We start from the raw sequence: 24848 nt of genomic DNA, 5'->3' as shown, positions 1-24848 counted from the left end.
TCAACGACGACGACGGGCCGCTTAGCTGCAGCCGCTCGTCGCGCCGCAGGTGTCGCACTTCTCGCAGGTACCGTTGCGCACCATCGTGAAGTTTTGGCATTCGGTGCACATGTTGCCGGTGTAGCCCTGCATGATCGAGCGGGCGCGGCGCTCAGCTTCCACCTTCTTGGCGTCCGACTTGGCCGATGCCGCTTCGGCGGCCGCCTTGTCGGAGAAGAGGGCGGTTACTTCCTGCTCGACTTCGTCGGCGATCTCTTCTGCCAGTTCAGCAGCGCGCTCTTCATAGTCGCGCTTGAAGGCGACGATTTCGGAGGTTGCGATCGCCGTCGTCGTCTCGATCTTGCGCACCGTGTTTCCGGCGATCGCCGTTACGGTTGCGCCAGAGGAGGCGCGGGCAGGGGCTGCCGTCGACGAGCCCTTCGGCTCGCTGGAGGCCCGGTCACCGGTGCCGCCGACGATCGTCGGCTTGTAGCCGCGGGTCCAGCCGGTCGAGATCAGGTTGGTCTTGCCTTCCTGAATGCCCTTGCCGAGCGCGGTGTTGCCGAAGTCTGACGTGTCGACATGGGCGAGGTCGTGACGGCCGAGATAGGAAACCGCCAGTTCGCGGAAGACGTAGTCGAGGATCGACGTCGCGTTCTTGATCGCGTCGTTGCCCTGGACCATGCCGGCCGGCTCGAACTTGGTGAAGGTGAAGGCCTCCACATATTCTTCGAGCGGCACGCCGTACTGCAGGCCGAGCGAGATGGCGATGGCAAAGTTGTTCATCATCGCACGGAAGGCGGCCCCTTCCTTGTGCATGTCGATGAAGATCTCGCCGAGGCGGCCGTCACCGAATTCGCCGGTGCGCAGATACACCTTGTGACCACCGACGACGGCCTTCTGGGTGTAGCCCTGGCGGCGGTTCGGCAGCTTTTCGCGGGCGCGGATCACCTTCTCGATGACGCGCTCGACGATCTTCTCGGTGATGGTGACGGCCTGGGCGGCGGCGGGCGCCTGGATCAGATCCTCCAGTGCATCCTCGTCCTTGTCGTCCTCGATCAGCGAGGCATTCAGCGGCTGCGACAGCTTGGAGCCGTCACGGTAGAGCGCGTTTGCCTTCAGCGCCAGCTTCCACGAAAGCATATAGGCGTTCTTGCAGTCCTCGACGGTCGCCTCGTTCGGCATGTTGATCGTCTTGGAGATCGCGCCCGAGATGAACGGCTGGGCGGCCGCCATCATGCGGATGTGGCTTTCGACCGAGAGATAACGCTTGCCGATCTTGCCGCAGGGGTTGGCGCAATCGAAGACGGGCAGGTGCTCGTTCTTCAGGAACGGTGCACCTTCGAGTGTCATCGCGCCGCAGACGTGAATGTTCGCCGCTTCGATGTCCTTCTTGGAGAAGCCCATGTGGTCGAGCAGGTTGAAGTCCATCGCAGCGAGCTGTTCGTCGGAGACCTTCAGCGTGCCCTTGAGGAAGTCGGCGCCGAGCGTCCACTGGTTGAAGACGAACTTGATGTCGAAAGCGGACTTCAGCGCGGCGTTGACGGCTTCCGCCTTCTCGTCGGTGAAGCCCTTGGCCTTCAGCGTCGACGGGTTGATCGCCGGAGCCTGGTTCAGGTTGCCGTGACCGACTGCGTAAGCTTCGATTTCGGCGATCTGGCTTTCGCTGTAGCCGAGAGAGCGCAGCGCTTCCGGAACGGCGCGGTTGATGATCTTGAAGTAGCCGCCGCCGGCGAGCTTCTTGAACTTGACCAGCGCGAAGTCAGGCTCGATGCCGGTCGTGTCGCAGTCCATGACGAGGCCGATCGTGCCGGTCGGCGCGATAACCGTTGCCTGGGCGTTGCGATAGCCGTGCTTTTCGCCGAGTTCCAGTGCCTTGTCCCAGGCGCTCATGGCGTGGATGACGAGGTCCTGGTCCGGATTGTCGGCATGGATGAGCGCGACCGGGTTGACCGAAAGCGCTTCGTAACCGGTCGTCTCGCCATAGGCGGCGCGGCGATGGTTGCGGATGACGCGCAGCATGTTGTCGCGGTTTGGCGCAAAGCCCGGGAACGGACCGAGCTTTTCGGCCATCTCGGCCGAGGTGGCATAGGAGACACCGGTCATGATCGCCGTCAGCGCACCGGCGATGGCGCGGCCTTCGGTCGAGTCATAGGGAATGCCCGAGGACATCAAGAGGCCGCCGATGTTGGCGTAGCCAAGGCCGAGCGTGCGGTATTCGTAGGAAAGCTCGGCAATCTCGCGGGACGGGAACTGCGCCATCATGACCGAGACTTCGAGAACGATCGTCCACAGGCGGACGGCGTGCTCGTAGTCTGCAATGTTGATGCGCTTGGTCGCCGCGTCCTTGAACATCATCAGGTTCAGGGAGGCGAGGTTGCAGGCGGTGTCGTCGAGGAACATGTACTCCGAGCACGGGTTCGATGCGCGGATCGGGCCGGCAGCGGGGCTCGTGTGCCAGTCGTTCATGGTCGTGTTGAAGTGCAGGCCCGGATCGGCCGACGCCCAGGCGGCGTAGGAAATCGATTCCCAGAGGTCGCGTGCCTTCAGCGTCTTCATGACGCGGCCGTCCTTGCGGGCGGTCAGGTGCCAGTCGCCATCGGCTTCGACGGCGCGCAGGAAGTCGTCCTTGATCGAGACCGAGTTGTTGGAGTTCTGGCCCGAAACCGTGAGGTAGGCTTCCGAATCCCAGTCGGTGTCGTAGGTCTTGAACTCAAGGTCCTTGTAGCCTTGCTTCGCGAACTGGATAACGCGCTGGACGTAGTTTTCCGGAACCAGCGCCTGCTTGGCCGCGCGGATCTCGCGCTTCAGCGCCGGGTTCTGCTTCGGGTCATAGCAGGCGTCGTCGGTGCCTTCGCAGTTGACGCAGGCCTTCATGATCGCCTTCAGATGCTTGGCGACGACCTTGGAACCGGTGACGAGGGCGGCAACCTTCTGCTCTTCCTTGACCTTCCAGTTGATGTATTCCTCGATATCCGGATGGTCGATGTCGACGACGACCATCTTGGCGGCGCGGCGGGTGGTGCCGCCCGACTTGATGGCACCGGCAGCACGGTCGCCGATCTTCAGGAACGACATCAGGCCGGAGGATTTGCCGCCGCCCGAGAGCTTTTCGCCTTCGCTGCGCAGATAAGAGAAGTTGGAGCCGGTGCCAGAACCGTACTTGAACAGGCGCGCTTCACGCACCCACAGATCCATGATGCCGCCTTCGTTGACGAGATCGTCACCGACCGACTGGATGAAGCAAGCATGCGGTTGCGGATGCTCATAGGCTGACTTGGACTTGGTCAGCTTGCCGGTAAAGGGGTCGACATAGAAGTGGCCCTGGCCGGGGCCGTCGATGCCATAGGCCCAGTGGAGGCCGGTGTTGAACCATTGCGGCGAGTTCGGCGCGACGCGCTGGGTGGCGAGCATGTAGGCAAGTTCGTCCTGGAAGGCCGAAGCGTCTTCCTCGGTGTCGAAGTAGCCGCCCTTCCAGCCCCAATAGGCCCAGGTGCCGGCCAGGCGATCGAAGACCTGACGGGCATCGGTTTCGGAACCGTACTGCTCATCCTTCGGCAGCGCCTTCAGCGCATCCGTGTCGGGAACCGCGCGCCAGAGGAAGGAGGGGACATCGTTCTCCTCGACGCGCTTCATCTTGGCGGGAACGCCGGCCTTGCGGAAATACTTCTGGGCGAGAATGTCGGCGGCAACCTGGCTGAACTGAGCCGGCACGTCGATATCGGCAAGGCGGAAAACGATCGAACCATCGGGGTTCTTGATTTCACTCGTAGCCTTGCGGAATTCGATCTCCGCATAAGCGGATTGCCCGGCTTTTGTGAAACGACGTTCGATCTTCATTGTCCCTGGTCCTTCGTGTTGCCTAGCGCCCGCCACAGGCGCAATTGTCCCCGCCCGGCCGCGAGGGGCATCCCGCAGCCAGTCTCAGCTTCCGTCCTTGGAGAGAAACCCATAACTGGGTGACCCTGTATCTTGTGAGATAGGCTGTCTGCAAATACTAAATATAGTATCAACAACTTCTTCATGCCAGCCAAATATTGCCCCGGTGGACCCGAAAAATCGCACAGAAATCCTCAGGGCGACCCCATGGTGAAATCCATGACTGCCGCCTTTCAGAACCGCCGATTTGGGGAGAGGAACCGGGACTTGAACAATCCGGTCCGCCGCCGTTGCAACGTGAAATCCATTAACCGTGAATCGTCCGGAGGCGTCAAGGGGTGGTTTGTGACGGAAGTTTGAGCCCTAGATGTTGTGTGGACCGGCTGTGGAAAACGGGGACATCGGTCAACGCCATGAAAATCAGGCACTTCCGGAGGTTGCCTGTGAGACTGACGCAACGGTTGGCACGCAATCGAAATTTTGACGGGTAAAAACCCGCATAAAAAGTGTCCCTTACGGCAGGCTCGGTTGCATCGGTGAAAGCGATATGGGGTGGGGCAGTGATTCGTTTTTTGGCGGTCCCGTAAGCACCGGCATTTGGTTCGCAGCCGACGTCGGCGCGGCCTCGGCACGCCTGAACATCAACGCCTTGCGACAGGCACGAGACTCCAAGCGTGGTGGGGCTCTCGGGCGCGGATGCGCCCTAGGCGGGCCAGACGCGTCTGCGCGCGGTCTGGCCCTGCTGATCTCAATCGACGCGCTTTTGCAGCTCGCGTGCGCCGTTCGGCGCATTCACCTTGCCCTCGGTGATGAAGTAGGCAAACACGTCACGCGGCTCCTTCTTGGCCGTGCGATCAGGCGCGCTTTTTTCAAGCCCACTCGGCTCGTCGCCCGCCGCAAACGCCTTGGCGCGTTCGGCCCAGAGGTCGAGCTTGTCGGCAGCATAGCAAGTCTTGATGTCGTCGCTGCCCTTTTGCAGGCGCAGATAGACAAAATCGGCAGTGACATCGGCGATCATCGGATAGTCCGCATGCTCGGCGAGCACCACGGCGACGCCGTATTTCTCCAACAGGGAGACAAAATCCGGAGACTGAAAGGTCGGGTTGCGGACCTCGACCACATGGCGCAGCGGCAAGCCGTCCTGCTTATCCGGCAGAAGCTTCAAAAAGCCTTCGAAATCGTCGGGCTCGAACTTCTTCGTCGGCGCGAACTGCCAGAGGATGGGGCCGAGATGAGGCCCAAGCTCGGTCAGTCCCTGCGTCAGGAATCGCTCCATGGATTCACCGGCTTCCGAGAGAACCTTGCGGTTGGTGACGAAGCGGCTCGCCTTCAGGGAGAAGATGAAATCGTCGGGCACTTCCGACGCCCACTTGGCGAAGGTCTCCGGCTTCTGCGACGAATAGTAGGTGCCGTTCACCTCGATTGCCCGCAACTGCTTGCCGGCATATTCGAGCTGCCGCTTCTTTGCCAGCGTGTCGGGATAGAAGGTGCCTTCCCAGGGCTCGAAGGTCCAGCCGCCGATACCAACGCGGATCTTTCCGGATTTTGCCATGCCATCCTCCTCAACAACGGCCATCGCTTGACCGCGTGCTTTTCAGTCTTTGATCGATTTCGTCATGTCCACGAGTGCCCACCCTGGACGATAGGGATTGGGTCGGCGACCCGTTTCTTGAAATCCATAGGCGCGATAGAGCGCGATGTTTCGCTCCATGCGTGACTTGGTGTAGAGCCGCACCTCCGGCAAGCCCCACTCGGCCGCTTTGGCATCCACGAAGCGCAGCAATTCGATGCCGAACCCCTGGCGCTGATAGGCCGGGGCAACCGCAAGGCTGAAGATCATAAGGTGATCGGCGTGCCGTTCGAAAACGGCAAGTGCCGAGACAACCTCATCTCGCTCCCGAAGCCAGACCTCGTCGCGAAGGATGCGAGGCGCGTAGTCCTCGGTGACCGGGAGCGGCGGCCCACCAAAGAGCGCCCGATAGGGCTCATAGGCCGCCTCCGTCACGCTTTGAACGGCGGCCAGATCTTCCAGACGAGCAGGCCGCATCATGCCGTGATCGCTCCTAAAGCGCGCCGACCAGATCGGCAGACTTACTCTGCTGCTTCGACCTTCTTCATCGGCCGGCGCTCCAGCAGCTCCTTCAGGAACTGGCCGGTATAGGACCGCTTTTCCTTGACCACGTCTTCCGGCGTGCCCTTGGCGATGACTTCGCCGCCGCCGTCGCCGCCTTCAGGGCCGAAGTCGATCACCCAGTCGGCAGTCTTGATGACTTCGAGATTGTGCTCGATGACGACGACCGAATTGCCCTGGTTGACGAGCTCATGCAGAACTTCAAGAAGCTTGGCGACATCGTGGAAATGCAAGCCGGTGGTCGGCTCGTCGAGAATGTAGAGCGTGCGACCGGTCGAGCGCTTCGACAGTTCCTTGGCGAGCTTGACGCGCTGGGCCTCACCGCCCGAGAGCGTGTTGGCCTGCTGGCCGACCTTGATATAGCCGAGGCCGACCTGGTTGAGCGTGACGAGCTTGTCGCGCACCGAGGGAACGGCGGCGAAAAAGTCGACGCCTTCCTCGACGGTCATGTCGAGCACGTCGGCGATCGACTTGCCCTTGAAATGCACGTCGAGCGTTTCGCGGTTGTAGCGCTTGCCGTGGCAGACGTCGCAGGTGACGTAGACATCCGGCAGGAAGTGCATCTCGATTTTGATGACGCCGTCGCCTTGGCAGGCCTCGCAGCGGCCGCCCTTGACGTTGAAGGAGAACCGGCCCGGCTGATATCCACGTGCCTTGGCTTCCGGCAGGCCGGCGAACCAGTCACGGATCGGCGTGAAGGCGCCGGTATAGGTTGCCGGGTTCGAGCGCGGGGTACGACCGATCGGCGACTGGTCGATGTCGATCACCTTGTCGATATGCTCGAAGCCATCGATGCGGTCGTGCTCGGCCGGGTTTTCGCGCGCGCCCATGATGCGGCGGGCGGCGGCCTTGTAGAGCGTCTCGATCAGGAAGGTCGACTTGCCGCCGCCGGAGACACCGGTAACGGCGGTGAAGACGCCGAGCGGGATCGAGGCGGTGACGTTCTTCAGGTTGTTGGCGCGGGCGCCGACGACGGTGATTTCCTTTTTCTTCTTCGGCTTGCGGCGTTCGGAGGGAACGGCAACCGAAAGCTCGCCGGACAGATACTTGCCGGTCAGCGATTTCGGATTGGCCATGATGTCCGACGGCGACCCTTGCGCGATGACTTCGCCGCCATGGATGCCGGCAGCCGGGCCGATATCGACGACATAGTCGGACGTCAGGATCGCGTCTTCGTCATGTTCGACGACGATCACCGTGTTGCCGATGTCGCGCAGATGCCGAAGCGTGTCCAGCAGGCGGGCGTTGTCGCGCTGGTGCAGGCCGATCGACGGCTCGTCGAGCACGTAGAGAACGCCGGTGAGGCCGGAGCCGATCTGCGAGGCCAGCCGAATGCGCTGGCTTTCACCGCCTGAGAGCGTTCCGGAATTGCGCGACAGGCTCAGATATTCGAGACCGACGTCGTTGAGGAAGCGCAGTCGGTCACGGATTTCCTTCAGGATGCGGACGGCGATTTCGTTCTGCTTGGCATTCAGATGCTCCGGCAGGACCTCGAACCAGTCGCGTGCAACGCGGATCGACATTTCGGTCACCTGACCGATATGCAGCTTGTCGATCTTGACCGCCAGCGCTTCCGGCTTCAGGCGGAAACCGGCGCAAGCCGGGCAGGGCGCAGCCGACATGTAGCGCTCGATCTCCTCGCGCGCCCAGGCGCTGTCGGTTTCCTTCCAGCGGCGCTCGAGGTTGGGCACGATGCCCTCGAAGTTCTTGGTGGTGTTGTAGGAGCGGGCACCGTCCTCGTAATGGAAGACGATCTTCTCTTCCGTTCCGTGCAGGATCGCGTTCTGCGCCGCAGTCGACAGCTCGTTCCAGCGGCTGCCGAGTTTGAAGCCGAAGACCTTGCCGAGCGCTTCCAGCGTCTGGTTGTAGTAGGGAGAGGAGGATTTCGCCCAGGGCGCAATTGCGCCGTCGCGCAGCGTCCGGTGCTCTTCCGGCACGATCAGCGCCGTGTCGATCTTCTGCTGGCTGCCGAGACCGTCGCAGGTCGGGCACGCGCCGAAGGGGTTGTTGAACGAGAACAGCCGCGGCTCGATCTCGGAAATGGTGAAGCCGGAAACCGGGCAGGCGAACTTTTCCGAAAACAGCACGCGCTCGTGGGTTTCGTTCAGCGACTTGTTGGCCGAGCCGCCGGCAGCGGTCTCCTCGGGTGGCAGCGGCTTGTCGGCGAATTCGGCGACTGCGAGGCCATCGGCGAGCGTCAGGCAGGTCTCAAGGCTGTCGGCAAGGCGCGAGGCGAGGTCGGGCCGCACGACCACGCGGTCGACCACGACGTCGATGTCATGCTTGTACTTCTTGTCGAGTGCGGGCACCTCGGCGATCTCGTAGAAGGTGCCGTCGACCTTGACGCGTTGAAAGCCCTTCTTCATCAGTTCGGCGAGTTCTTTCTTGTACTCGCCCTTGCGGCCGCGCACGAGCGGCGCAAGAATATAGAGGCGCGTGCCTTCACCGAATTCGAGCACCCGGTCGACCATCTGGCTCACCGTCTGGCTTTCGATCGGCAGACCCGTCGCCGGCGAATAGGGGACCCCGACGCGCGCAAAGAGCAGGCGCATATAGTCGTAGATTTCGGTGACGGTACCGACCGTCGAGCGCGGATTGCGCGACGTCGTCTTCTGCTCGATCGAGATCGCCGGAGACAGGCCGTCGATCTGGTCGACGTCCGGCTTCTGCATCATTTCGAGGAACTGGCGCGCATAGGCCGAAAGGCTTTCGACATAGCGGCGCTGGCCTTCGGCATAGATCGTATCGAAAGCAAGCGAGGACTTGCCCGAGCCGGAAAGGCCGGTCATCACGATCAGCTTGTTGCGCGGCAGATCGAGGTCGATGCCTTTCAGATTGTGCTCGCGCGCACCACGAATGGAGATGGTCTTGAGTTCACTCATCGGAAGCCAGCTTTTGCATGTCGGTTGAAAGCCCCCTATGTAATGACGCCAACGCCCATGTCGAGGCGCAATCGGCAAAACAGGCGGCCAATTCGAGTCGGTTGACAGGATCATAGCCAAATACTAGAACAAATAAAGAACAAATCGCCCATAAAACGACCAAAACTGTTGTGGATTATGTGCGAGGCGGGGCGTATCGGCGGCATCAGGCCGCTAAGATGCGCGCTCTTGAAATTCCAAGCCGGGTCCATGGCCCGGTGAAACCACGGGAAAAGCAACATGGCTGGAAGCGTCAACAAGGTGATCTTGATCGGAAATGTCGGGGCAGACCCGGAAATCCGGCGCACGCAGGACGGCCGGCCGATCGCCAACCTGCGCATTGCAACGTCGGAGACCTGGCGCGACCGCAACAGCGGTGAGCGCAAGGAAAAGACCGAATGGCACACGGTCGTGGTCTTCAACGAAGGCCTCTGCAAGGTTGTCGAGCAATATGTGAAGAAGGGCGCCAAGCTCTACATCGAGGGCGCGCTGCAGACCCGCAAGTGGCAGGACCAGAACGGCAACGACCGTTACTCGACCGAAGTCGTGCTGCAGGGCTTCAACTCGACGCTGACCATGCTTGACGGCCGCGGCGAAGGCGGCGGCTCCGGTGTCAGCCGTGGCGGCGGCGGTGGAGCGGGTGACTTCGGCGGCGGCGGCAACTATGGCGGCGGCGGTTACGACGATTACGACCAGCCGCGCCAGTCCTCTGGCGGCGGTCGCTCGGGCGGTGGCCAGGGCGGTCAAGGCGGCCAGGGCGGCGGCTTCTCGCGCGACATGGACGACGATATTCCGTTCTGATCGCAAGCGGATCCTATTTACAGAAAAAACGCCACGTCCTCGGGACGTGGCGTTTTTCGTTTCCGGTCTTCTTCGACTGCATCGGGCGAAGGATGCGCCCAGCCATCCGACCTCAGGTCGTCATCGCGGATTTGACGCCGTCGACGACGAACTGCACCGCGAGTGCTGCCAGGATTACGCCGAGCAGTCGGGTGAGGATGGCGCGGCCGGTGACGCCGAGAAAGCGATCGACGCGTTCAGCGATGACCAGCGCCAGAAACAGGCTGAGCATCGACAGCGCGATGACGATCAGGAGCTGAGTGCGCTCGACAGCGGTCGGGAACGAGCCGGCAAGCAGGATCGTTGCCGAAATCGCGCCTGGCCCGGCAATGAGCGGCAGGGCCAGCGGGAAGACCGCGATGTTGTGAATGTGGTCCTTGACTGTCGCATTCTCGCCGGTCTTTTCCTTGCGCTCCTGGCGCTTCTCGAAAATCATCTCGAAGGCGATCCAGAAGAGCAGCAGGCCGCCGGCGATACGGAAGGCGCCGATCGAGATGCCGAGCAGGCCGAGGATGCTGTTTCCGAAGAGCGCAAAGGCCGCCAGGATGAAGAAGGCGATCAGCGAGCCACGGGTGGCCACCTGAAAGCGCTCCTGCCGGCTGAGGCCGACCGTGAGGCTCAGGAAGATCGGCGCGAGGCCAGGCGGATCGAGCGTGACGAGAAGCGTCGTCAGCGCATTGACCAGGAGGTCGACATTGAACATCCGTTTCCCCTTCCGGATTTTGCCCCGGGTTTTCCCGGTGGCATGTCTACATTGTTAGGCAAGCGGCCGGGCATTGGGAAGGGGCAGACAAACAAAGTCTCAGCAATGACTTAATCAGCAATCGCTGCGAGCGTAGAGGCTGGAAATCCGCGGCGAGTCGGGCTTTGACGGACAGGGTCTTCCGATTTCCGGCGCGATGCCCTAGAAAAGCCTGCTCCGGCGGCAAAAGACTGTTCACAACTGCTGTGCGGCTCATCGATCCCGATCGGGATAACTGGGTGAATCGTACAGCGAATCAAGGCATTACAAGGACATCTTCACAGTCCGGGGGGCAAGTGGCGCCAAAGGCCGCAAATTGGCGCTTCCGATGGCAATCCGCTATAAATATCCGACTGATTCTGAACAAAGATCGTGATCACCATTGACTGAGCAAAGCACCCCCGGCGGCGGAAAAACTCCGCCAGGCATCGAGCCGATTTCCATCATCGAGGAAATGCAGCGGTCCTATCTCGATTACGCGATGAGCGTTATCGTCAGCCGCGCGCTTCCCGACGTGCGTGACGGTCTGAAACCCGTGCACCGCCGCATCCTCTACGGGATGAGCGAGCTCGGCATCGACTGGAACAAGAAATACGTCAAATGCGCCCGTGTGACCGGGGACGTGATGGGTAAGTACCACCCGCACGGCAACGCCGCGATCTACGACGCGCTGGCGCGCATGGCGCAGGACTGGTCGCTCCGCCTGCCGCTGATCGACGGCCAGGGCAACTTCGGTTCGGTCGACGGCGACCCGCCGGCGGCCGAGCGCTACACCGAATGCCGCCTGCAGAAGGCCGCGCATTCGCTGCTCGACGATCTCGACAAGGAAACGGTCGACTTCCGCGACAACTATGACGGCACCCTGCAGGAGCCGGCGGTCGTTCCCGCGAAGTTCCCGAACCTGCTCGTCAACGGCGCCGGCGGTATTGCCGTCGGCATGGCGACGAACATTCCGCCGCACAACCTGGTCGAAGTCATCAACGGCTGCATGGCGCTGATCGACAATCCGGCGATCGAACTGCCGGAACTGATGGAAATCATCCCCGGCCCGGATTTCCCGACTGGCGCGCTGATCCTTGGCCGCTCGGGCATCCGCTCGGCCTATGAGACCGGCCGCGGCTCCGTCATCATGCGCGGCCGCGCCCATATCGAGCCGATGCGCGGCGACCGCGAGCAGATCATCATCACCGAGATCCCGTTCCAGGTGAACAAGGCGACGATGATCGAGAAGATGGCCGAGCTGGTCCGCGAGAAGCGTATCGAAGGCATCTCGGACCTGCGTGACGAATCGGACCGCCAGGGCTACCGCGTCGTCATCGAACTGAAGCGCGATGCCAATGCCGATGTCATCCTGAACCAGCTTTACCGCTACACGCCGCTGCAGACCTCGTTTGGCTGCAACATGGTGGCACTGAACGGCGGCAAGCCCGAGCACATGACGCTGCTCGACATGCTGCGTGCCTTTGTCTCGTTCCGCGAGGAAGTTGTTAGCCGGCGTACGAAGTACCTGCTGCGCAAGGCGCGCGACCGTGCCCATGTGCTCGTCGGTCTTGCCATCGCGGTTGCCAACATCGACGAAATCATCAAGCTCATCCGCCATGCGCCCGACCCGCAGACGGCGCGCGAGCAGTTGATGGAGCGCCGCTGGCCGGCCCATGACGTCGAGAGCCTCATCCGCCTCATCGACGACCCGCGCCACCGCATCAACGAGGACGGCACCTACAACCTCTCGGAAGAGCAGGCCCGCGCCATCCTCGACCTGCGCCTGCAGCGCCTGACAGCGCTCGGCCGCGACGAAATCGGCGACGAACTCAACAAGATCGGCGAGGAAATCAAGGATTACCTCGACATCCTGTCGTCGCGCCTGCGTATCATGAGCATCGTCAAGGACGAACTCGTCGCCATCCGCGACGAGTTCGGCACCCCGCGCCGGTCCGAGATCATGGAAGGCGGCCCCGACATGGACGATGAGGATCTCATCGCCCGTGAAGACATGGTCGTGACCGTCTCGCATCTCGGCTATATCAAACGCGTGCCGCTGACGACCTACCGCGCGCAGCGCCGTGGTGGCAAGGGCCGTTCGGGCATGGCGACCCGGGACGAGGATTTCGTTACCCGGCTATTCGTTGCCAATACCCATACGCCGGTTCTGTTCTTCTCCTCGCGTGGCATCGTCTACAAGGAGAAGGTCTGGCGCCTGCCGATAGGCACGCCGCAATCGCGCGGCAAGGCGCTGATCAACATGCTGCCGCTGGAACCCGGCGAACGCATCACGACAATCATGCCGCTGCCCGAGGATGAGGCAACCTGGGAAAACCTCGACGTCATGTTCTCGACGACCCGCGGCACGGTTCGCCGCAACAAGCTGTCGGACTTCGTTCAGGTCAACCGCAACGGAAAGATCGCGATGAAGCTCGAGGAAGAGGGCGACGAGATCCTTTCCGTCGACACCTGTACGGAGCATGACGACGTCATGCTGACGACAGCGCTCGGCCAGTGCATCCGCTTCCCGGTCGACGACGTGCGCGTCTTTGCCGGCCGCAACTCGATCGGCGTTCGTGGCATCAATCTCGGCGACGGCGACCGCATCATCTCGATGGCGATCCTTGGCCATGTCGAGGCCGAACCGTGGGAGCGTGCCGCCTATCTCAAGCGCGCTGCAGCGGAACGTCGGGCGACGAACGGCGACGAGGAAGAAATCGCTCTGGTCGGCGAGGAAGTCGCTGACGGCGGAGAACTGTCGAACGAACGCTTCGAGGAACTGAAGGCACGCGAACAGTTCGTGCTGACGGTCTCGGAGAAGGGCTTCGGCAAGCGCTCGTCGTCCTACGATTTCCGGACTTCGGGCCGTGGCGGCAAGGGCATCCGTGCCACCGACACGTCGAAGACGACGGAAATTGGCGTGCTCGTCGCGGCCTTCCCGATCGAAGACAACGACCAGATCATGCTTGTATCCGACGGTGGCCAATTGATCCGCGTGCCGATCAATGGCGTCCGGCTTGCGAGCCGCGCGACCAAGGGCGTTACCATCTTCTCGACCGCCAAGGACGAGAAGGTCGTTTCGGTCGAGAGCATCAGCGAACCGGAAAGCGACGAAGAGGAAGGCGAAGAGGCGGCCGTCGAGAACGGCGCAGCGGAAACGCCAGCCGAATCCGAGGATTAAGCGCTAGACTTGAAGTGCCAAGGAAACTGAAAGCCCGCCATTTTGGCGGGCTTTTTCGTGCGTAGGACTAGTATTGAGCAGCAGCGGGAGGTGTCTGAAAGTCAGATTTCGGTATTCGCGTCTGCATGCGCAGTGCCACGAATATAGGCCCGCAGTCCCGCGGCAAGTGCGTCGAACGTGACGCGACAGCGGGGAGCCGTCTTCAGGTTCTCATGCATCACCAGCCAGGTATCGAGCTTCATCTCGAACAAGCCGGGCAGCACTGGGAGCAGGTCGGGGTCGCGTGCCGCAAGTCCGCTCTGGCAGATTCCGACGCCGAAGCCGGCGCGGATTGCGGCCAATTGGGCAAGATTGCTGTCGGCCCTCAGCGCAAAGCGTGTGGCCGGCAGTTCGGGCGAGCGGGCGATGATCGCCCGGATCGCCGCAGTCTCTCGGTCGTAACCGATCAGGCTGTGATTGCTAAGGTCTGCCAGTGTCTGCGGCATGCCGCGTCGCTCAATGTAGCGGCGATGGGCGTGAAAGCCTAAGGGAACCGCGCCGAGATGTCGGGCGATTAGCGCATCCTGTGCGGGCGCCACCATGCGCACCGCGATATCGGCCTCCTGGCGCAAGAGGTCCTCGACCGTGTCCGAGGCGGAAAGCTCGATCGTCAATGCAGGATAGGCGGCGTGCAGTTCTGAAAGGATCGGCGGCAGGACCTCGATGCCGATGACTTCGCTAGCGCTGATACGCACAAGTGCCGCTGACCGTATCGCGCCGGCCCGACGCCGCGCGCAAGAGCGCAGCCGATGTCGCGGCGAGCGTCTCGGCATAGGGCTTGAGTGCCAGCGCGGCGTCGGTCGGCAACAGACCGTGCGGCGAGCGCACGAACAGCGGATAGCCGAGTGTCGCTTCCATGGCGTCCACGTGCCGGCCAACGGTCGGTTGCGTCAGGCCAAGCTCGCGGGCGGCGGCTGACAACGATCCCTCCTTAAGCACGGCGAGGAATGTTCGGTAGAAATCCCAGCTCAAATCCATCTTGCTCATGGATTTCAGTATAGCTACGCAAGATTTTTCGGCAATTCCGTTTAGCTCGTGAATGCGTGATCCTGCCTTCATCGAAACGGATGGAGTGTGACATGACCGAGATGCAGCAGAGAACAAGACGTGTGCTGGTGCTCGGCGCGACGGGCGGTATCGGCAGCGCCGTCGCCCGTGGGCTCCGCAGGCGCGGCTGGCAGGTGCGTGCCTTGAACCGAAACGCCGCGACGACGGCGCAGGCCGAGCCGGCGTTCGACTGGCGGCAAGGCGATGCCATGAACGCGGACGACGTTCGCACTGCTGCCGAAGGGGTGGATCTGATCGTGCACGCGGTCAATCCGTCGGGTTACCGCAATTGGGGCACCTTGGTGCTGCCGATGCTGGACAATACGATCGCCGCGGCCAAGTCCACCGGTGCACGCATCCTCTTACCGGGAACGATCTACAATTTCGGCCGCGACGCCTTTCCCGTCCTAACGGAGGACGCGCCGCAGAACCCGGATACCGACAAGGGTCTGATCCGCAGGGAGATGGAGCGCCGTCTGAAGGACGCTTCGGAGGCAGGTGTCGGCGTCATCATCGTGAGGGCAGGCGACTTCTTCGGTCCCGGTGCGGCCAATAACTGGTTTTCGCAAGGGCTGGTAAAGCCGGGCAGAGCGTTGGGCGCGATTTCCTACCCGGGCCGCGAGGGGATCGGCCACCAATGGGCCTATCTGCCCGATGTCGCCGAAACCATGATCCGCCTCGTCGAGCGCGCCGAGGACCTGCCGCCTTTCGCCGTTTACCACATGCGCGGCTTCCTCGACCGCAATGGAACCGAGATGATCGCGGCGATCCGCCGGGTTGTCGGCAAGCCGGCGCTTCCCGTCCGGGCCTTCCCGTGGTGGCTGATCGACTTGGCTTCGCCCTTCGTTCCGCTCTTCAGGGAGTTGCGCAAGATGCGCTATCTCTGGCGCGAACCGTTGAGAATGCCGAACGAGCGGCTGCTTGCCGTGCTCGGCGAAGAGCCGCACACGCCGATCGACGAGGCGGTTGCAACGACGCTCGTCGGACTTGGTTGCCTGAACGCCCCGCGGGCGCTTCCGCAAGGGATTGCCGCAGGCTAGCGCGCGCGCATGTCAGGATCAATTTCGGGCAGGCCTCGATAGCAGTCAGTTCCGGAAGACGAGGCAAGCGCCGCCGCTCTTGCGGATGGTGGCGCAAAGCTTGTTCGCGTCCGCCTGGGTCTCGCGGCCGATGCGTGCGGCGTAGCGGATTCGCAGGCCGAAGCTGGCATTGCGCTCGCGCAGGAGAAGCGCCTTCTCGCTGCGGATCGGCTCCGGCAGGCGCTTGACGGCGCTGACGAACAGTCGCTGCGCCACTGATTTCTGGAAATGCGCGGCAAGCTGTACGCCCCAGGGCGCCCATTCGGCTTCGTCGATCACCTCGATGTCGCGGAGGTTGCGGGTGCTGGCGAGCGCCACACAGCCGTCGATGAAGCTCTTGTTCTTGTCGAGCGTCAGGTCGAGGATCTTCGGCGGATTGTCGCGCCAGTCCTCGACGCTGTAGGCGGTGATCGCGAGCACGTAGTTGCGCGTTTCCGCCGGCAGCCAATCGACCTCGAGAAAACGCTCCAGCCCGTTCTCGCCGGCATTGTAGGCGGCAGCCGCATAGCCGAGATTGCCGTAGCGCGACTTCAGTTCGTTCAGATACTCTGCCGACTTGCCGAGCGCCTCGACGACATCGAAGCTGTTGTTGAGCCCTCGCATCTTCGCCGTTCCCGGCATGAATTGCGCGATGCCTTCGGCACCCTTGGGGCTGACGGCATTGGGCCGGAACAGGCTTTCGCGCCAGATGAGCCGGGCGAAGAAGGCCGCGGGCAGGTCGTTGACCGTCGCATAGTGGTCGATCACGCCGCAGATATCGCGGGCGAAGTTTTCCTTGCTGATGCAGAGCGACTTGGCGGAGTCGGTGGCCGACGGGCCGGAATAGACGCACTTGGGCTGCGCGGCGAAGTCGTCGATACGAGCCTCTGCCTCGGTCATGTTTAATGCAGGAATGCTGGCAGCCAACGCCAGTGCCGCTCTCGCGACACGTGCCCAGGCGCCCGATCTGACCTTCCGCCGAAGACCCACGTCAAAATATTTCCAGAAACAGTCCTTGAAGGTTCATAGCATCTCCCGCCGCCTCGACAAACGGCCATTGTCGAGGCGCCGCCGCGGGTTAGCGCGGCGAGCCCGTCGGAAGCACCAGTTGCATGAATGTCAGATCAAGCCAGCGGCCGAACTTCGTGCCGACCTCACGCAGCCGGCCGGTATCCTCGAAACCCAGTTGGGCATGAAGGCGGATCGAGGCTGCGTTCTCCGATTCGATGCCGGCGATCATCACATGTTTGCCAAGCCGTTCGGCCTCGGCGATCAACGCGACCATGAGTTTCCGGCCGATGCCGCCACCGCGCCGATCCTTGTGAACATAGACGGAGTGCTCGACCGTATGGCGATAGCCATCGAAGGCGCGCCAATCGCCGAAGGACGCATAGCCGATGACATCGCCTTCCTCGCAGACCGCCACCAGCACAGGATAGCCCACGTCCGTGCGCGCCTTCAGCCAGGCCACGCGATTGGCGACATCGACCAGGGTCTCGTTCCAGATCGCCGTCGTGTTCGCCACGGCGTCGTTGTAGATCTCGCAGATGACTGGCATATCGTCTTGGATGGCCGCCCGGATCAGCATGCTTGCTCCTCGCATTCGTTCACTATATGACTACGATATGAATACTAAAGTAGACAGTCTGGATCAACGGCTCAGTGAACGAATTCGTCTGGAAAGAGAGGCGCGCGGCTGGTCACTGAGCGAGCTTTCGGAGCGATCAGGCGTCTCGCGCGCAATGATCCACAAGGTAGAGCGCGGCGATAGCAGCCCGACGGCGACGCTGCTGGCAAAGCTCGCCGGCGCTTTCGGGCTCACCATGTCCACTCTGATCGCTCGTGCGGAGATGAGCCAGGGCAGGCTGTCGCGGCGCCAGGATCAGGCGGTGTGGCGCGATCCGCAGACCGGATATCTTCGGCGCCATGTCTCGCCGATGTCGGACCTGCCGCTCGAGCTTGTCGAGGTTGAACTTCCGGCCGGCGCCGAGGTGCCGATCCCGGCATCCGCCTATGCGCTCCATCGCCGGTGGATATGGGTGACTGCGGGGCGCCTGACCTTCGTGGAAGGGCTGGAGACCCATACGCTCGGCATCGGGGATTGCCTGGAACTCGGCCCGCCGGAGGATTGCGTCTTCCGCAATGTCGGCGGAGAGACCTGTATCTACGCCGTCGTCCTGTTGCGGACGGGTTGAGCCTAGATGCCGAGCTCGGCGATGGCGATTCGCGCCATCGTAAGGTCATTCTCGACGCCGGAATCGTCATTGTCTTCCAGGAACCAGGCTGCGGAAAGCCCGGCATAGGCAAGCACCCAGTTGAGAATGCGCTGCGGGTGAAGCCCGGTCTCCTTCGCGACGATCGGCAGATGCCGCTGCAGCCGGCCCGGAGCGGTGACCAGGGGCAGTTCTGGATTGCAGAACAGGTTGGCGTAGTCGTAGCCGCGATCGCCGAGGACGCGTTTCGGATCGATCGCCAGCCAGCCGCGGTCGCCAAAATCGAGGATGTTGGCGTGGTGGACGTCGGCATGCAGCACGACCGGCGGTTCGGGATCTGCAAACAGGCTTTTCGCCGCCTCGAGCGCGCGGGCAAAGAGACCGCCTTGAGCGGGAGCAGCCGTCTCCAGGGAAGCGAACCATTTGTCGAGTGGCACGAGATCGCCGGGAACCGGTGTCGAGCGCGGCGCATGGAGCTCGGCGACGGTGCGGCAGATGATGCGCGTCACTTCCTCGTCGCTTCCGGTCATCGCCATGTGGAAGAGGTTGCGCTGGCTGTCCGTGCGCTCCATCAGCACCGCGTCGCCATCGGCTTCATAGACCTTTGCAGCGCCATGCCCGTTCCAGTAGAGCAGGGGCAGGCGACCATACTTCTCTTCCGGGTCCTCGGCGACCTTGAGCATCGCCTGCTGGCCGCGATAGCGGACGGGGTAAAGACGGCTGGAGGGGGTTACGATGACGTCGCCGTCAGGATGCAATGACCATTTTTCTGAATATAGCGAAAACATAAGCTCTTCATTCCCAAAGACAAATGCCCCGCCGAAGAGGCGGAGCATTGCCATGTGGGAGTGTCAGGCGACCTGTTCAAGGGCCGGATAGTCGGTATAGCCCTTGGCGCCACCACCGTAGAAGGTTGCCTGATCCGGCGTGTTGAGCGGCGCATCGCGCTTCAACCGTTCGACGAGATCCGGGTTGGCGATGAACGGCTTGCCGAAAGCGACGAGGTCGGCTTCGCCGTCCTTGACCGTCTTTACCGCGAGTGCCCTGTCATAGCCATTATTGGTCATCCAGGCAGCCTTGCCGCCGGCAGCGACATAGGTCGAACGCAGGGCGTCGTAGTCGAATGGCTGGTCGCCCTGCTGGTGGTCGCGCGGGCCGCCGGTCGCGCCTTCAATGATGTGGATATAGGCGAGGGGGTAGCGGGCGAGGTTCTTGACCACATGGCCGAACACCTCCTGCGGTTGCGGATCAAAGGCATCGTTGGCGGGAGTGACGGGCGAAAGGCGGATACCGACCCGGCCGGCGCCGATTTCATTCGTCACGGCATCCATGACCTCGAACAGGAAGCGGGCGCGGTTTTCGATCGAACCGCCGTAGGTATCCGTGCGGTGGTTCGAACCCGAACGCAGGAACTGGTCGATGAGATAGCCGTTGGCCGCATGGATCTCGATGCCATCGAAGCCGGCGTCGATCGCGGCGCGCGCAGCCTTGCGATAGTCCTCGACGATCGCTTCGATCTCGGCGGTCTCCAGTGCATGCGGCTCGGAGGTTTCGGCAAAGGAGCCAGTACCGTCCGAATTGACCAGATAGGTCTTCGACTTAGCGCGAACGGCCGACGGTGCAACAGGCTTGCCGCCACCCGGCTGCAGAGAATCATGCGAAATGCGGCCGACATGCCACATCTGGACGACGATCCGGCCGCCCTTGGCGTGCACTGCGTCCGTCACCTTGCGCCAGCCTTCAAGCGCTTCCGGCGTATAGAGGCCCGGAACGTCGGCATAGCCCTGGCCCTGCTGGGTGATCGCCGTTCCCTCCGAGATCAGCAGGCCTGCCGTCGCGCGCTGCTCGTAGTAGGTCACATTCAGGGTGTTCGGAACGGCGCCCGGGGATCGGTTGCGGGTCAGCGGCGCCATCACGATGCGGTTTTTCAGCGCGATGTCACCAATGGTGATGGGGTCGAAAAGCGAGGCCATGGGAGGTCCTTTCAGGGGGGGCTGCTTGGGAGAAGGTGGTTGATTCAGAGATCGCCGATGCTCTCGAGGAAGGCGGCGATCGTCTCTTCATCGCGGCGGTAGAAGATCCATTGGCCAACCTTGCGGGTTGTCACGAGGCCGGCGCGCTGAAGCACAGCGAGATGCGAGGAAACGGTCGACTGCGACAGGCCGCAGCGTTCGAACTGGCCGGCACATACGCCGAGATCGAGCGGATGCTCTTGGGTCGGAAAATGGCGCTGCGGCTCCTTCAGCCAGGCGAGGATGTTCACCCGCACGGGATGGGCAAGCGCCTTGAGGATTTCGTCTCGGTCCATGGTATATCGCCATATCGTGTTTTAACGATAGATGTATCGCTAAAACACGATATTCAAATCACAAGACCGTGAGCGTGCTGCAGGCAAAAAAAGAGGGCCTCAAGAAAACTTGGGCCCTTGTAGTTGTGAAGGTAATAAGAACCTCCAGAGGGGAACAGCTAATGCGGTGGCGGGGAGGAGAAGCCACCAAGAATGCATCAGCTGCATTTTAATATGGGAAGCGAAGTATCGGCTTTCAATAGCCGGCTGTGATTTTCGTCACGTTTCGCCTGTATCTAACAGTAGACAAAAAAAGAGGGCCACAAGATGACTTGGGCCCTTATAAGTTGTGAAGGTAATTAAACCTCCAGAGGGGAACAGCTGCTGCGGTGGCACTGGGAGGAGAAGCCACCAAAGATGCATCAGCTGAGTTTGGTATGCTGCTTTTTTGGGCGCGCAACAATCATTTTCTGTGCATGACAGCCATGTCATGCGCGCATCCCTGCCTATTTCTGCGGCGAACAATAAAAATGCGCCGCACAATATAGACGGCGCATCCGTAATATCGATGTAAAAACAGATGGTTGGCGGCCTCTTGGGGAAATGCTCGGAAAATGAGCATTCGTCGAAGCGTCTTAAAAGTTCCAGTTGCGGGCCTTGGCGACGATGTAGTCGCGGAAGACCTTGAGCTTCGCGGCGTTCTTCATCTCGTCCGGATAGCAGAAATAGGTATCGAAGGACGGGATGTCGGCGCTGATCGGCAGCTGGATGAGGCCAGGATCGCGGCCGACGATATAGTCGGGCAGCATGGCGACGCCGATGCCGAGCAGGCAGGCGCGCTTGATCGAGGTCTGGCTGTTGATCTGCAGGTGCGACACGCGTGGATTGTCGGAATCGCGGCCGGCGATCTCGAGCCAGTTCACGTCGAGCAGATAGTTCGGCGCCGGCTCGCCGAATGTGATGATGCGGTGGTTGTCGAGGTCCTCGACCGACTGCGGCTCGCCATACTTGTTGATGTAGGAGGGGGCGGCGTAAACGTGCATGTGCACGGTGAAGAGCTTGCGCTGGATGAGGTCCGACTGCTGCGGCTGACGCAGGCGGATGGCACAGTCCGCGTGGCGCATGTTCACGTCCAGCTCCTCATTGTCGAGGATGAGCTGAACCTGCACGTCCGGGTGCAGCGACATGAACTCCTGGATCTTGTCGGTGAGCCAGCCCTGGCCGAGCCCGACCGTGGTGGTGATGCGCAGCTTGCCGCTCGGCTTGTCCGTGGTTTCGCTCAGTTGGACCTTGACACTCTCGAGCTTCATCAGCACTTCATGCGCGGTGCGATAGAGGATCTCGCCCTGTTCGGTGAGGATCAGGCCGCGCGCATGGCGGTGGAACAGCTTGATGCCGACATCCTGCTCCAGCGAACTCACCTGCCGGCTGATTGCGGACTGCGAAAGATGAAGCTTGTCTGCCGCATGGGTGAACGACCCAGCCTCGGCCGCCGCGTGAAAAATGCGCAGTTTGTCCCAGTCCAGCGACATGTAGTCCCCCATAAGAAACCACTCCGGAAGACGGGGTCCTGTCTTCCGGGCGTGGCTGATGCATCTGTTCCCACACGGGCGAGGTGCCTCAGCGGCACCACCCCGATTCGCAGCTTCTATTCGGCTGCAATTGCGACGGGCATATGACCCGCCAGGTATTTCTCGGCCTCAAGCGCTGCCATGCAGCCCATGCCGGCCGCCGTAACCGCTTGACGGTAAATGTCGTCCGTCACGTCGCCTGCGGCAAAAACGCCGGGCACGTCGGTCGCCGTCGAATCGGCCGCGGTCCAAAGATAGCCGTTGGACTTCTGCCGAAGCTTGCCTTTGAAAAGTTCGACTGCCGGCGCGTGGCCGATCGCGACGAACACGCCGTCGGTGACCATGTCGGAGGTTTCGCCGGTCTTGGTGTTGCGCAGCTTCACGCCGTTGACGGAAGCGGGCATCGGCGGCTTGGCCGGCGCACCCAGGTATTCCGTGACCTCGTGATCCCAGATCACCTTGACGTTCGGCTTGGCGAACAGGCGCTCTTGCAGGATCTTCTCGGCGCGGAAGCTATCACGGCGGTGAACGACAGTGACCGTCTTGGCGAGATTCGAGAGATAGAGCGCTTCCTCAACGGCCGAGTTGCCGCCGCCGACGACGATCACGTCCTTGTTGCGATAGAAGAAGCCGTCACAGGTGGCGCAGGCCGAGACGCCGAAGCCCATGAAGGTCGGTTCGGTCTCGATGCCGAGCCACTTGGCCTTGGCGCCGGTTGCGATGATCAGCGCGTCCGCCGTCCAGTCGTTACCGCTGTCGGTCTTGATGCGGAACGGGCGCACCGACAGGTCGACATCGGTCACGAGATCGTTGACGATCTCGGCGCCGACATGGGTCGCCTGCTTCAGCATCTGTTCCATCATCCACGGGCCTTGGACCGGATCGGCATAGCCCGGGTAGTTTTCGACGTCAGTCGTGATCATCAACTGGCCGCCCTGTTCCATACCGGCGATCAGTACGGGCTCGAGCATGGCGCGCGCCGTATAGATGGCGGCGGTATAGCCAGCCGGGCCGGAGCCGATGATCAGCACTTTCACGTGACGGGCAGTCATAATCTTGTCCTTCGCTCATCGGAGAGGATTGCCTCCACATCCGATTCCATTGCGTCAATGGGAAATCGTCCCATACTTTAGGTATTCCCCACCATGACTTTCAAGAGTGCGCAGCCTGATACACACAAGTGCTTGAGCCTCAAGCCCGCTTTTGCCACCAGATGACGCGCTTAGGGCACAGGCGTCGGCCCGGCATCGATCCGCGCCGCACCCCGACAATGGAGCGCTCCTTGCGTCGCTCCTGAAGATGTCCACCTCTATTTGCGCATCTACCGGCATCGCCAACGCCATTTTCCCGCGAATAGTCGGCCGGGCTGCTTGTTGTCCAGCGGGTTTGACGATATTTCACGCGGATTCACTTTGCTGGAGAAGCATATGGGGTTGAATGCCGGCCGTGCATGGTTGCACTGCGAAAGCGCTGCGCTCGGCCACGCACCGACTCGAGACGACCTTGCCCTTGACGAGCGCGCCTTGCTGAAAATCTCGACCGAGATGATCGCGGCAGCGCCGGGATAGGCGGACATCAGTCGACGTCGCCCGCCATCGGGGCAACCTCACCATCGGCAGACACAAGTTTTCGACTTTGCCTCGCGCTCAAAGTCACCACGAAAAGGACGAACGTTCATGACGAAACAAGTCGAGCTCGACGCTATCGATCTCAAGATCCTTCGCGAGCTCCAGCGTGATGGCCGGATGACCAATGTCGATCTCGCGCAAAGGGTCGGCATCTCCGCGCCGCCCTGCCTCCGGCGCGTGCGCAAGCTCGAAGAGACCGGCGTCATCAAGGGCTATCACGCACTGCTGAACGCACCGGCGCTCGGCTTCGATCTCGTCGCTTTCTGCATGGTCGGCCTGAAGCGTCAGTCGGAGGCCGACCTCAAGGCGTTCTCGGCCGCTACTGCAGAATGGCAGATCGTCCGGCAGGCCTGGACGGTTTCCGGCGAAAGCGACTTCCTGCTGCATTGTGTCGCCGAAAACCTCACGACTTTCCAGGATTTCGTCATCGAAGTGCTGACGGCCAATGAACGGGTCGACACGGTGCGCACGATGCTGACCATTCGCCAGGTCAAGGATATCGGCCTCGTCCAGATCTAAGGCCCGCCCATGAACAAGCTTCCGCTGTCCGCCTTCATCATCTGCCAGAACGAAGAAGCCTATCTCGGCAATTGCATCGAGAGCCTCGAGCAATGCTCAGAAATCGTCATCGTCGATTCCGGCTCGACCGACGGAACGGCAGCACTCGTGCAGTCCTACATCGACAAGGGTTGGCCGATCCGTTTCCTGCATGAGCCGTGGCGGGGCTATGCCGGCCAGAAGCAGTTCGCGCTCGACCAATGTACGCAGCCCTGGTGCTTCAACATCGATTCCGACGAACGCCTGGACGAACCGCTGAAGGCACTGCTGCCCTCGCTGCTCGATGCGCCGCCGGAGACGGTCGGCTGGCGCGTCGCGCGCAGGCCCTACCTCATCGGCTACGGCTACACGCCGGAGCGGGCGCACGAGCGGCGAAACCTGCGTCTGATCCGCCAGGGCAGGGGACGATACGATCTCAATCAGAAAGTCCACGAGGGGATCGTGCCGGATGGCGCGGTCGGCGCCGCTGCCAAGGGCAGCCTGCTGCACTATCGGCCGCTGATCATCGACGAGCAGATCCTCAAGGAAAACAAGTATTCGACGCTGAAGGCCGATCAGCAGTTCGCCGCCGGTAAGTCGGCGCGCCCTTACAAAATGCTGTTCAGCCCGCCACTCTATTTCCTTAGGCTTTATTTCCGCAACGGCCTGTGGCGCTGCGGTTTTCCAGGCTTCATTGAGGCGATGACGGGAGCGGTGTACGCTTTCCTGACCGCCGCCAAGATCTATCAGAGGCACGCGCTCAAGCGGCATCCGAACCATGACGACATGGATCGGCGCGCCAGCAAGCGGTGA

The 24848-nt window shown here is 61.8% G+C and carries 18 protein-coding genes and 1 pseudogene; 6 read left to right on the top strand and 13 right to left on the bottom strand.

Annotated elements, in window-relative coordinates:
- Positions 1 to 21: 21 nt before the first annotated feature.
- From ASD01_RS15980 to uvrA, 4 genes are all read right to left on the bottom strand, one after another.
- Positions 22 to 3819 carry a vitamin B12-dependent ribonucleotide reductase gene (locus tag ASD01_RS15980; protein ID WP_034791212.1) on the bottom strand — a complete coding sequence of 1266 codons (3798 nt, stop codon included), beginning with the start codon at positions 3817 to 3819 and terminating at the stop codon, positions 22 to 24.
- 787 nt (positions 3820 to 4606) lie between these two features.
- Positions 4607 to 5410: a DUF72 domain-containing protein gene (locus ASD01_RS15970; protein WP_034791394.1), complete on the bottom strand. Its 804-nt coding sequence runs from the start codon at positions 5408 to 5410 to the stop codon at positions 4607 to 4609.
- Positions 5411 to 5452: 42 nt separating this feature from the next.
- Positions 5453 to 5905, bottom strand: coding sequence for a GNAT family N-acetyltransferase (locus tag ASD01_RS15965; RefSeq protein WP_051659220.1), 453 nt, complete (start codon positions 5903 to 5905; stop codon positions 5453 to 5455).
- A gap of 44 nt (positions 5906 to 5949) precedes the next feature.
- Positions 5950 to 8871 carry an excinuclease ABC subunit UvrA gene (gene uvrA / locus ASD01_RS15960; RefSeq protein ID WP_034791261.1) on the bottom strand — a complete coding sequence of 974 codons (2922 nt, stop codon included), beginning with the start codon at positions 8869 to 8871 and terminating at the stop codon, positions 5950 to 5952.
- A gap of 279 nt (positions 8872 to 9150) precedes the next feature.
- On the opposite strand from uvrA, the gene ASD01_RS15955 reads away from it, so the two are divergent.
- On the top strand, positions 9151 to 9711 hold the full coding sequence (locus ASD01_RS15955; protein ID WP_034791264.1) for a single-stranded DNA-binding protein: 561 nt from the start codon (positions 9151 to 9153) through the stop codon (positions 9709 to 9711).
- 112 nt (positions 9712 to 9823) lie between these two features.
- On the opposite strand, the gene ASD01_RS15950 is transcribed toward ASD01_RS15955, so the two are convergent.
- Positions 9824 to 10453, bottom strand: a complete 630-nt coding sequence (locus ASD01_RS15950; protein ID WP_034791266.1) for a MarC family protein — start codon at positions 10451 to 10453, stop codon at positions 9824 to 9826.
- A gap of 421 nt (positions 10454 to 10874) precedes the next feature.
- On the opposite strand from ASD01_RS15950, the gene gyrA reads away from it, so the two are divergent.
- The gene (gene gyrA, locus ASD01_RS15945; protein ID WP_060644132.1) at positions 10875 to 13655 is read left to right on the top strand and encodes a DNA gyrase subunit A; all 2781 of its coding nucleotides are present in this window, start codon (positions 10875 to 10877) and stop codon (positions 13653 to 13655) included.
- Between the two features lie 101 nt (positions 13656 to 13756).
- Here the strand turns inward: gyrA and ASD01_RS15940 are convergent.
- A pseudogene (locus ASD01_RS15940) lies at positions 13757 to 14672 on the bottom strand (LysR family transcriptional regulator).
- A 101-nt stretch (positions 14673 to 14773) separates the two neighbouring features.
- Between ASD01_RS15940 and ASD01_RS15935 the strand changes: the two are divergent.
- Positions 14774 to 15781, top strand: coding sequence for an NAD-dependent epimerase/dehydratase family protein (locus ASD01_RS15935; RefSeq protein ID WP_034791269.1), 1008 nt, complete (start codon positions 14774 to 14776; stop codon positions 15779 to 15781).
- Between the two features lie 45 nt (positions 15782 to 15826).
- Here ASD01_RS15935 and ASD01_RS15930 read toward each other — a convergent pair whose 3' ends face one another.
- Together ASD01_RS15930 and ASD01_RS15925 are read right to left on the bottom strand one after the other, a co-directional pair.
- Positions 15827 to 16699, bottom strand: a complete 873-nt coding sequence (locus ASD01_RS15930; protein ID WP_082566343.1) for a lytic transglycosylase domain-containing protein — start codon at positions 16697 to 16699, stop codon at positions 15827 to 15829.
- A 178-nt stretch (positions 16700 to 16877) separates the two neighbouring features.
- Positions 16878 to 17387 carry a GNAT family N-acetyltransferase gene (locus ASD01_RS15925; protein WP_034791281.1) on the bottom strand — a complete coding sequence of 170 codons (510 nt, stop codon included), beginning with the start codon at positions 17385 to 17387 and terminating at the stop codon, positions 16878 to 16880.
- A 37-nt stretch (positions 17388 to 17424) separates the two neighbouring features.
- Between ASD01_RS15925 and ASD01_RS15920 the strand changes: the two genes are divergently transcribed.
- On the top strand, positions 17425 to 17994 hold the full coding sequence (locus ASD01_RS15920; protein WP_034791283.1) for a helix-turn-helix domain-containing protein: 570 nt from the start codon (positions 17425 to 17427) through the stop codon (positions 17992 to 17994).
- Between the two features lie 2 nt (positions 17995 to 17996).
- Here the strand turns inward: ASD01_RS15920 and ASD01_RS15915 are convergent, their stop codons facing one another.
- From ASD01_RS15915 to trxB, 5 genes are all read right to left on the bottom strand, one after another.
- The gene (locus ASD01_RS15915; RefSeq protein ID WP_034791415.1) at positions 17997 to 18800 is read right to left on the bottom strand and encodes an aminoglycoside phosphotransferase family protein; all 804 of its coding nucleotides are present in this window, start codon (positions 18798 to 18800) and stop codon (positions 17997 to 17999) included.
- A 63-nt stretch (positions 18801 to 18863) separates the two neighbouring features.
- Positions 18864 to 19985 (bottom strand): alkene reductase, encoded by a 1122-nt coding sequence (locus ASD01_RS15910; protein WP_034791286.1) that lies wholly within the window; start codon positions 19983 to 19985, stop codon positions 18864 to 18866.
- A 44-nt stretch (positions 19986 to 20029) separates the two neighbouring features.
- Positions 20030 to 20320, bottom strand: a complete 291-nt coding sequence (locus ASD01_RS15905; RefSeq protein WP_034791288.1) for an ArsR/SmtB family transcription factor — start codon at positions 20318 to 20320, stop codon at positions 20030 to 20032.
- A gap of 614 nt (positions 20321 to 20934) precedes the next feature.
- Positions 20935 to 21831, bottom strand: a complete 897-nt coding sequence (locus tag ASD01_RS15900; RefSeq protein WP_034791460.1) for a LysR family transcriptional regulator VtlR — start codon at positions 21829 to 21831, stop codon at positions 20935 to 20937.
- Between the two features lie 116 nt (positions 21832 to 21947).
- On the bottom strand, positions 21948 to 22922 hold the full coding sequence (gene trxB / locus ASD01_RS15895; protein ID WP_034791290.1) for a thioredoxin-disulfide reductase: 975 nt from the start codon (positions 22920 to 22922) through the stop codon (positions 21948 to 21950).
- Positions 22923 to 23546: 624 nt separating this feature from the next.
- Between trxB and ASD01_RS15890 the strand changes: the two genes are divergently transcribed.
- Together ASD01_RS15890 and ASD01_RS15885 are read left to right on the top strand one after the other, a co-directional pair.
- Complete coding sequence (locus ASD01_RS15890) at positions 23547 to 24017, top strand: Lrp/AsnC family transcriptional regulator (protein WP_034791292.1); 471 nt, start codon at positions 23547 to 23549, stop codon at positions 24015 to 24017.
- Positions 24018 to 24026: 9 nt separating this feature from the next.
- Positions 24027 to 24848, top strand: a complete 822-nt coding sequence (locus tag ASD01_RS15885; protein ID WP_034791294.1) for a glycosyltransferase family 2 protein — start codon at positions 24027 to 24029, stop codon at positions 24846 to 24848.

Source organism: Ensifer sp. Root423 (assembly GCF_001426275.1).
Taxonomy (GTDB): Bacteria; Pseudomonadota; Alphaproteobacteria; order Rhizobiales; family Rhizobiaceae; genus Ensifer; species Ensifer adhaerens.
This window is presented reverse-complemented; position numbering and strand designations above follow the sequence as displayed.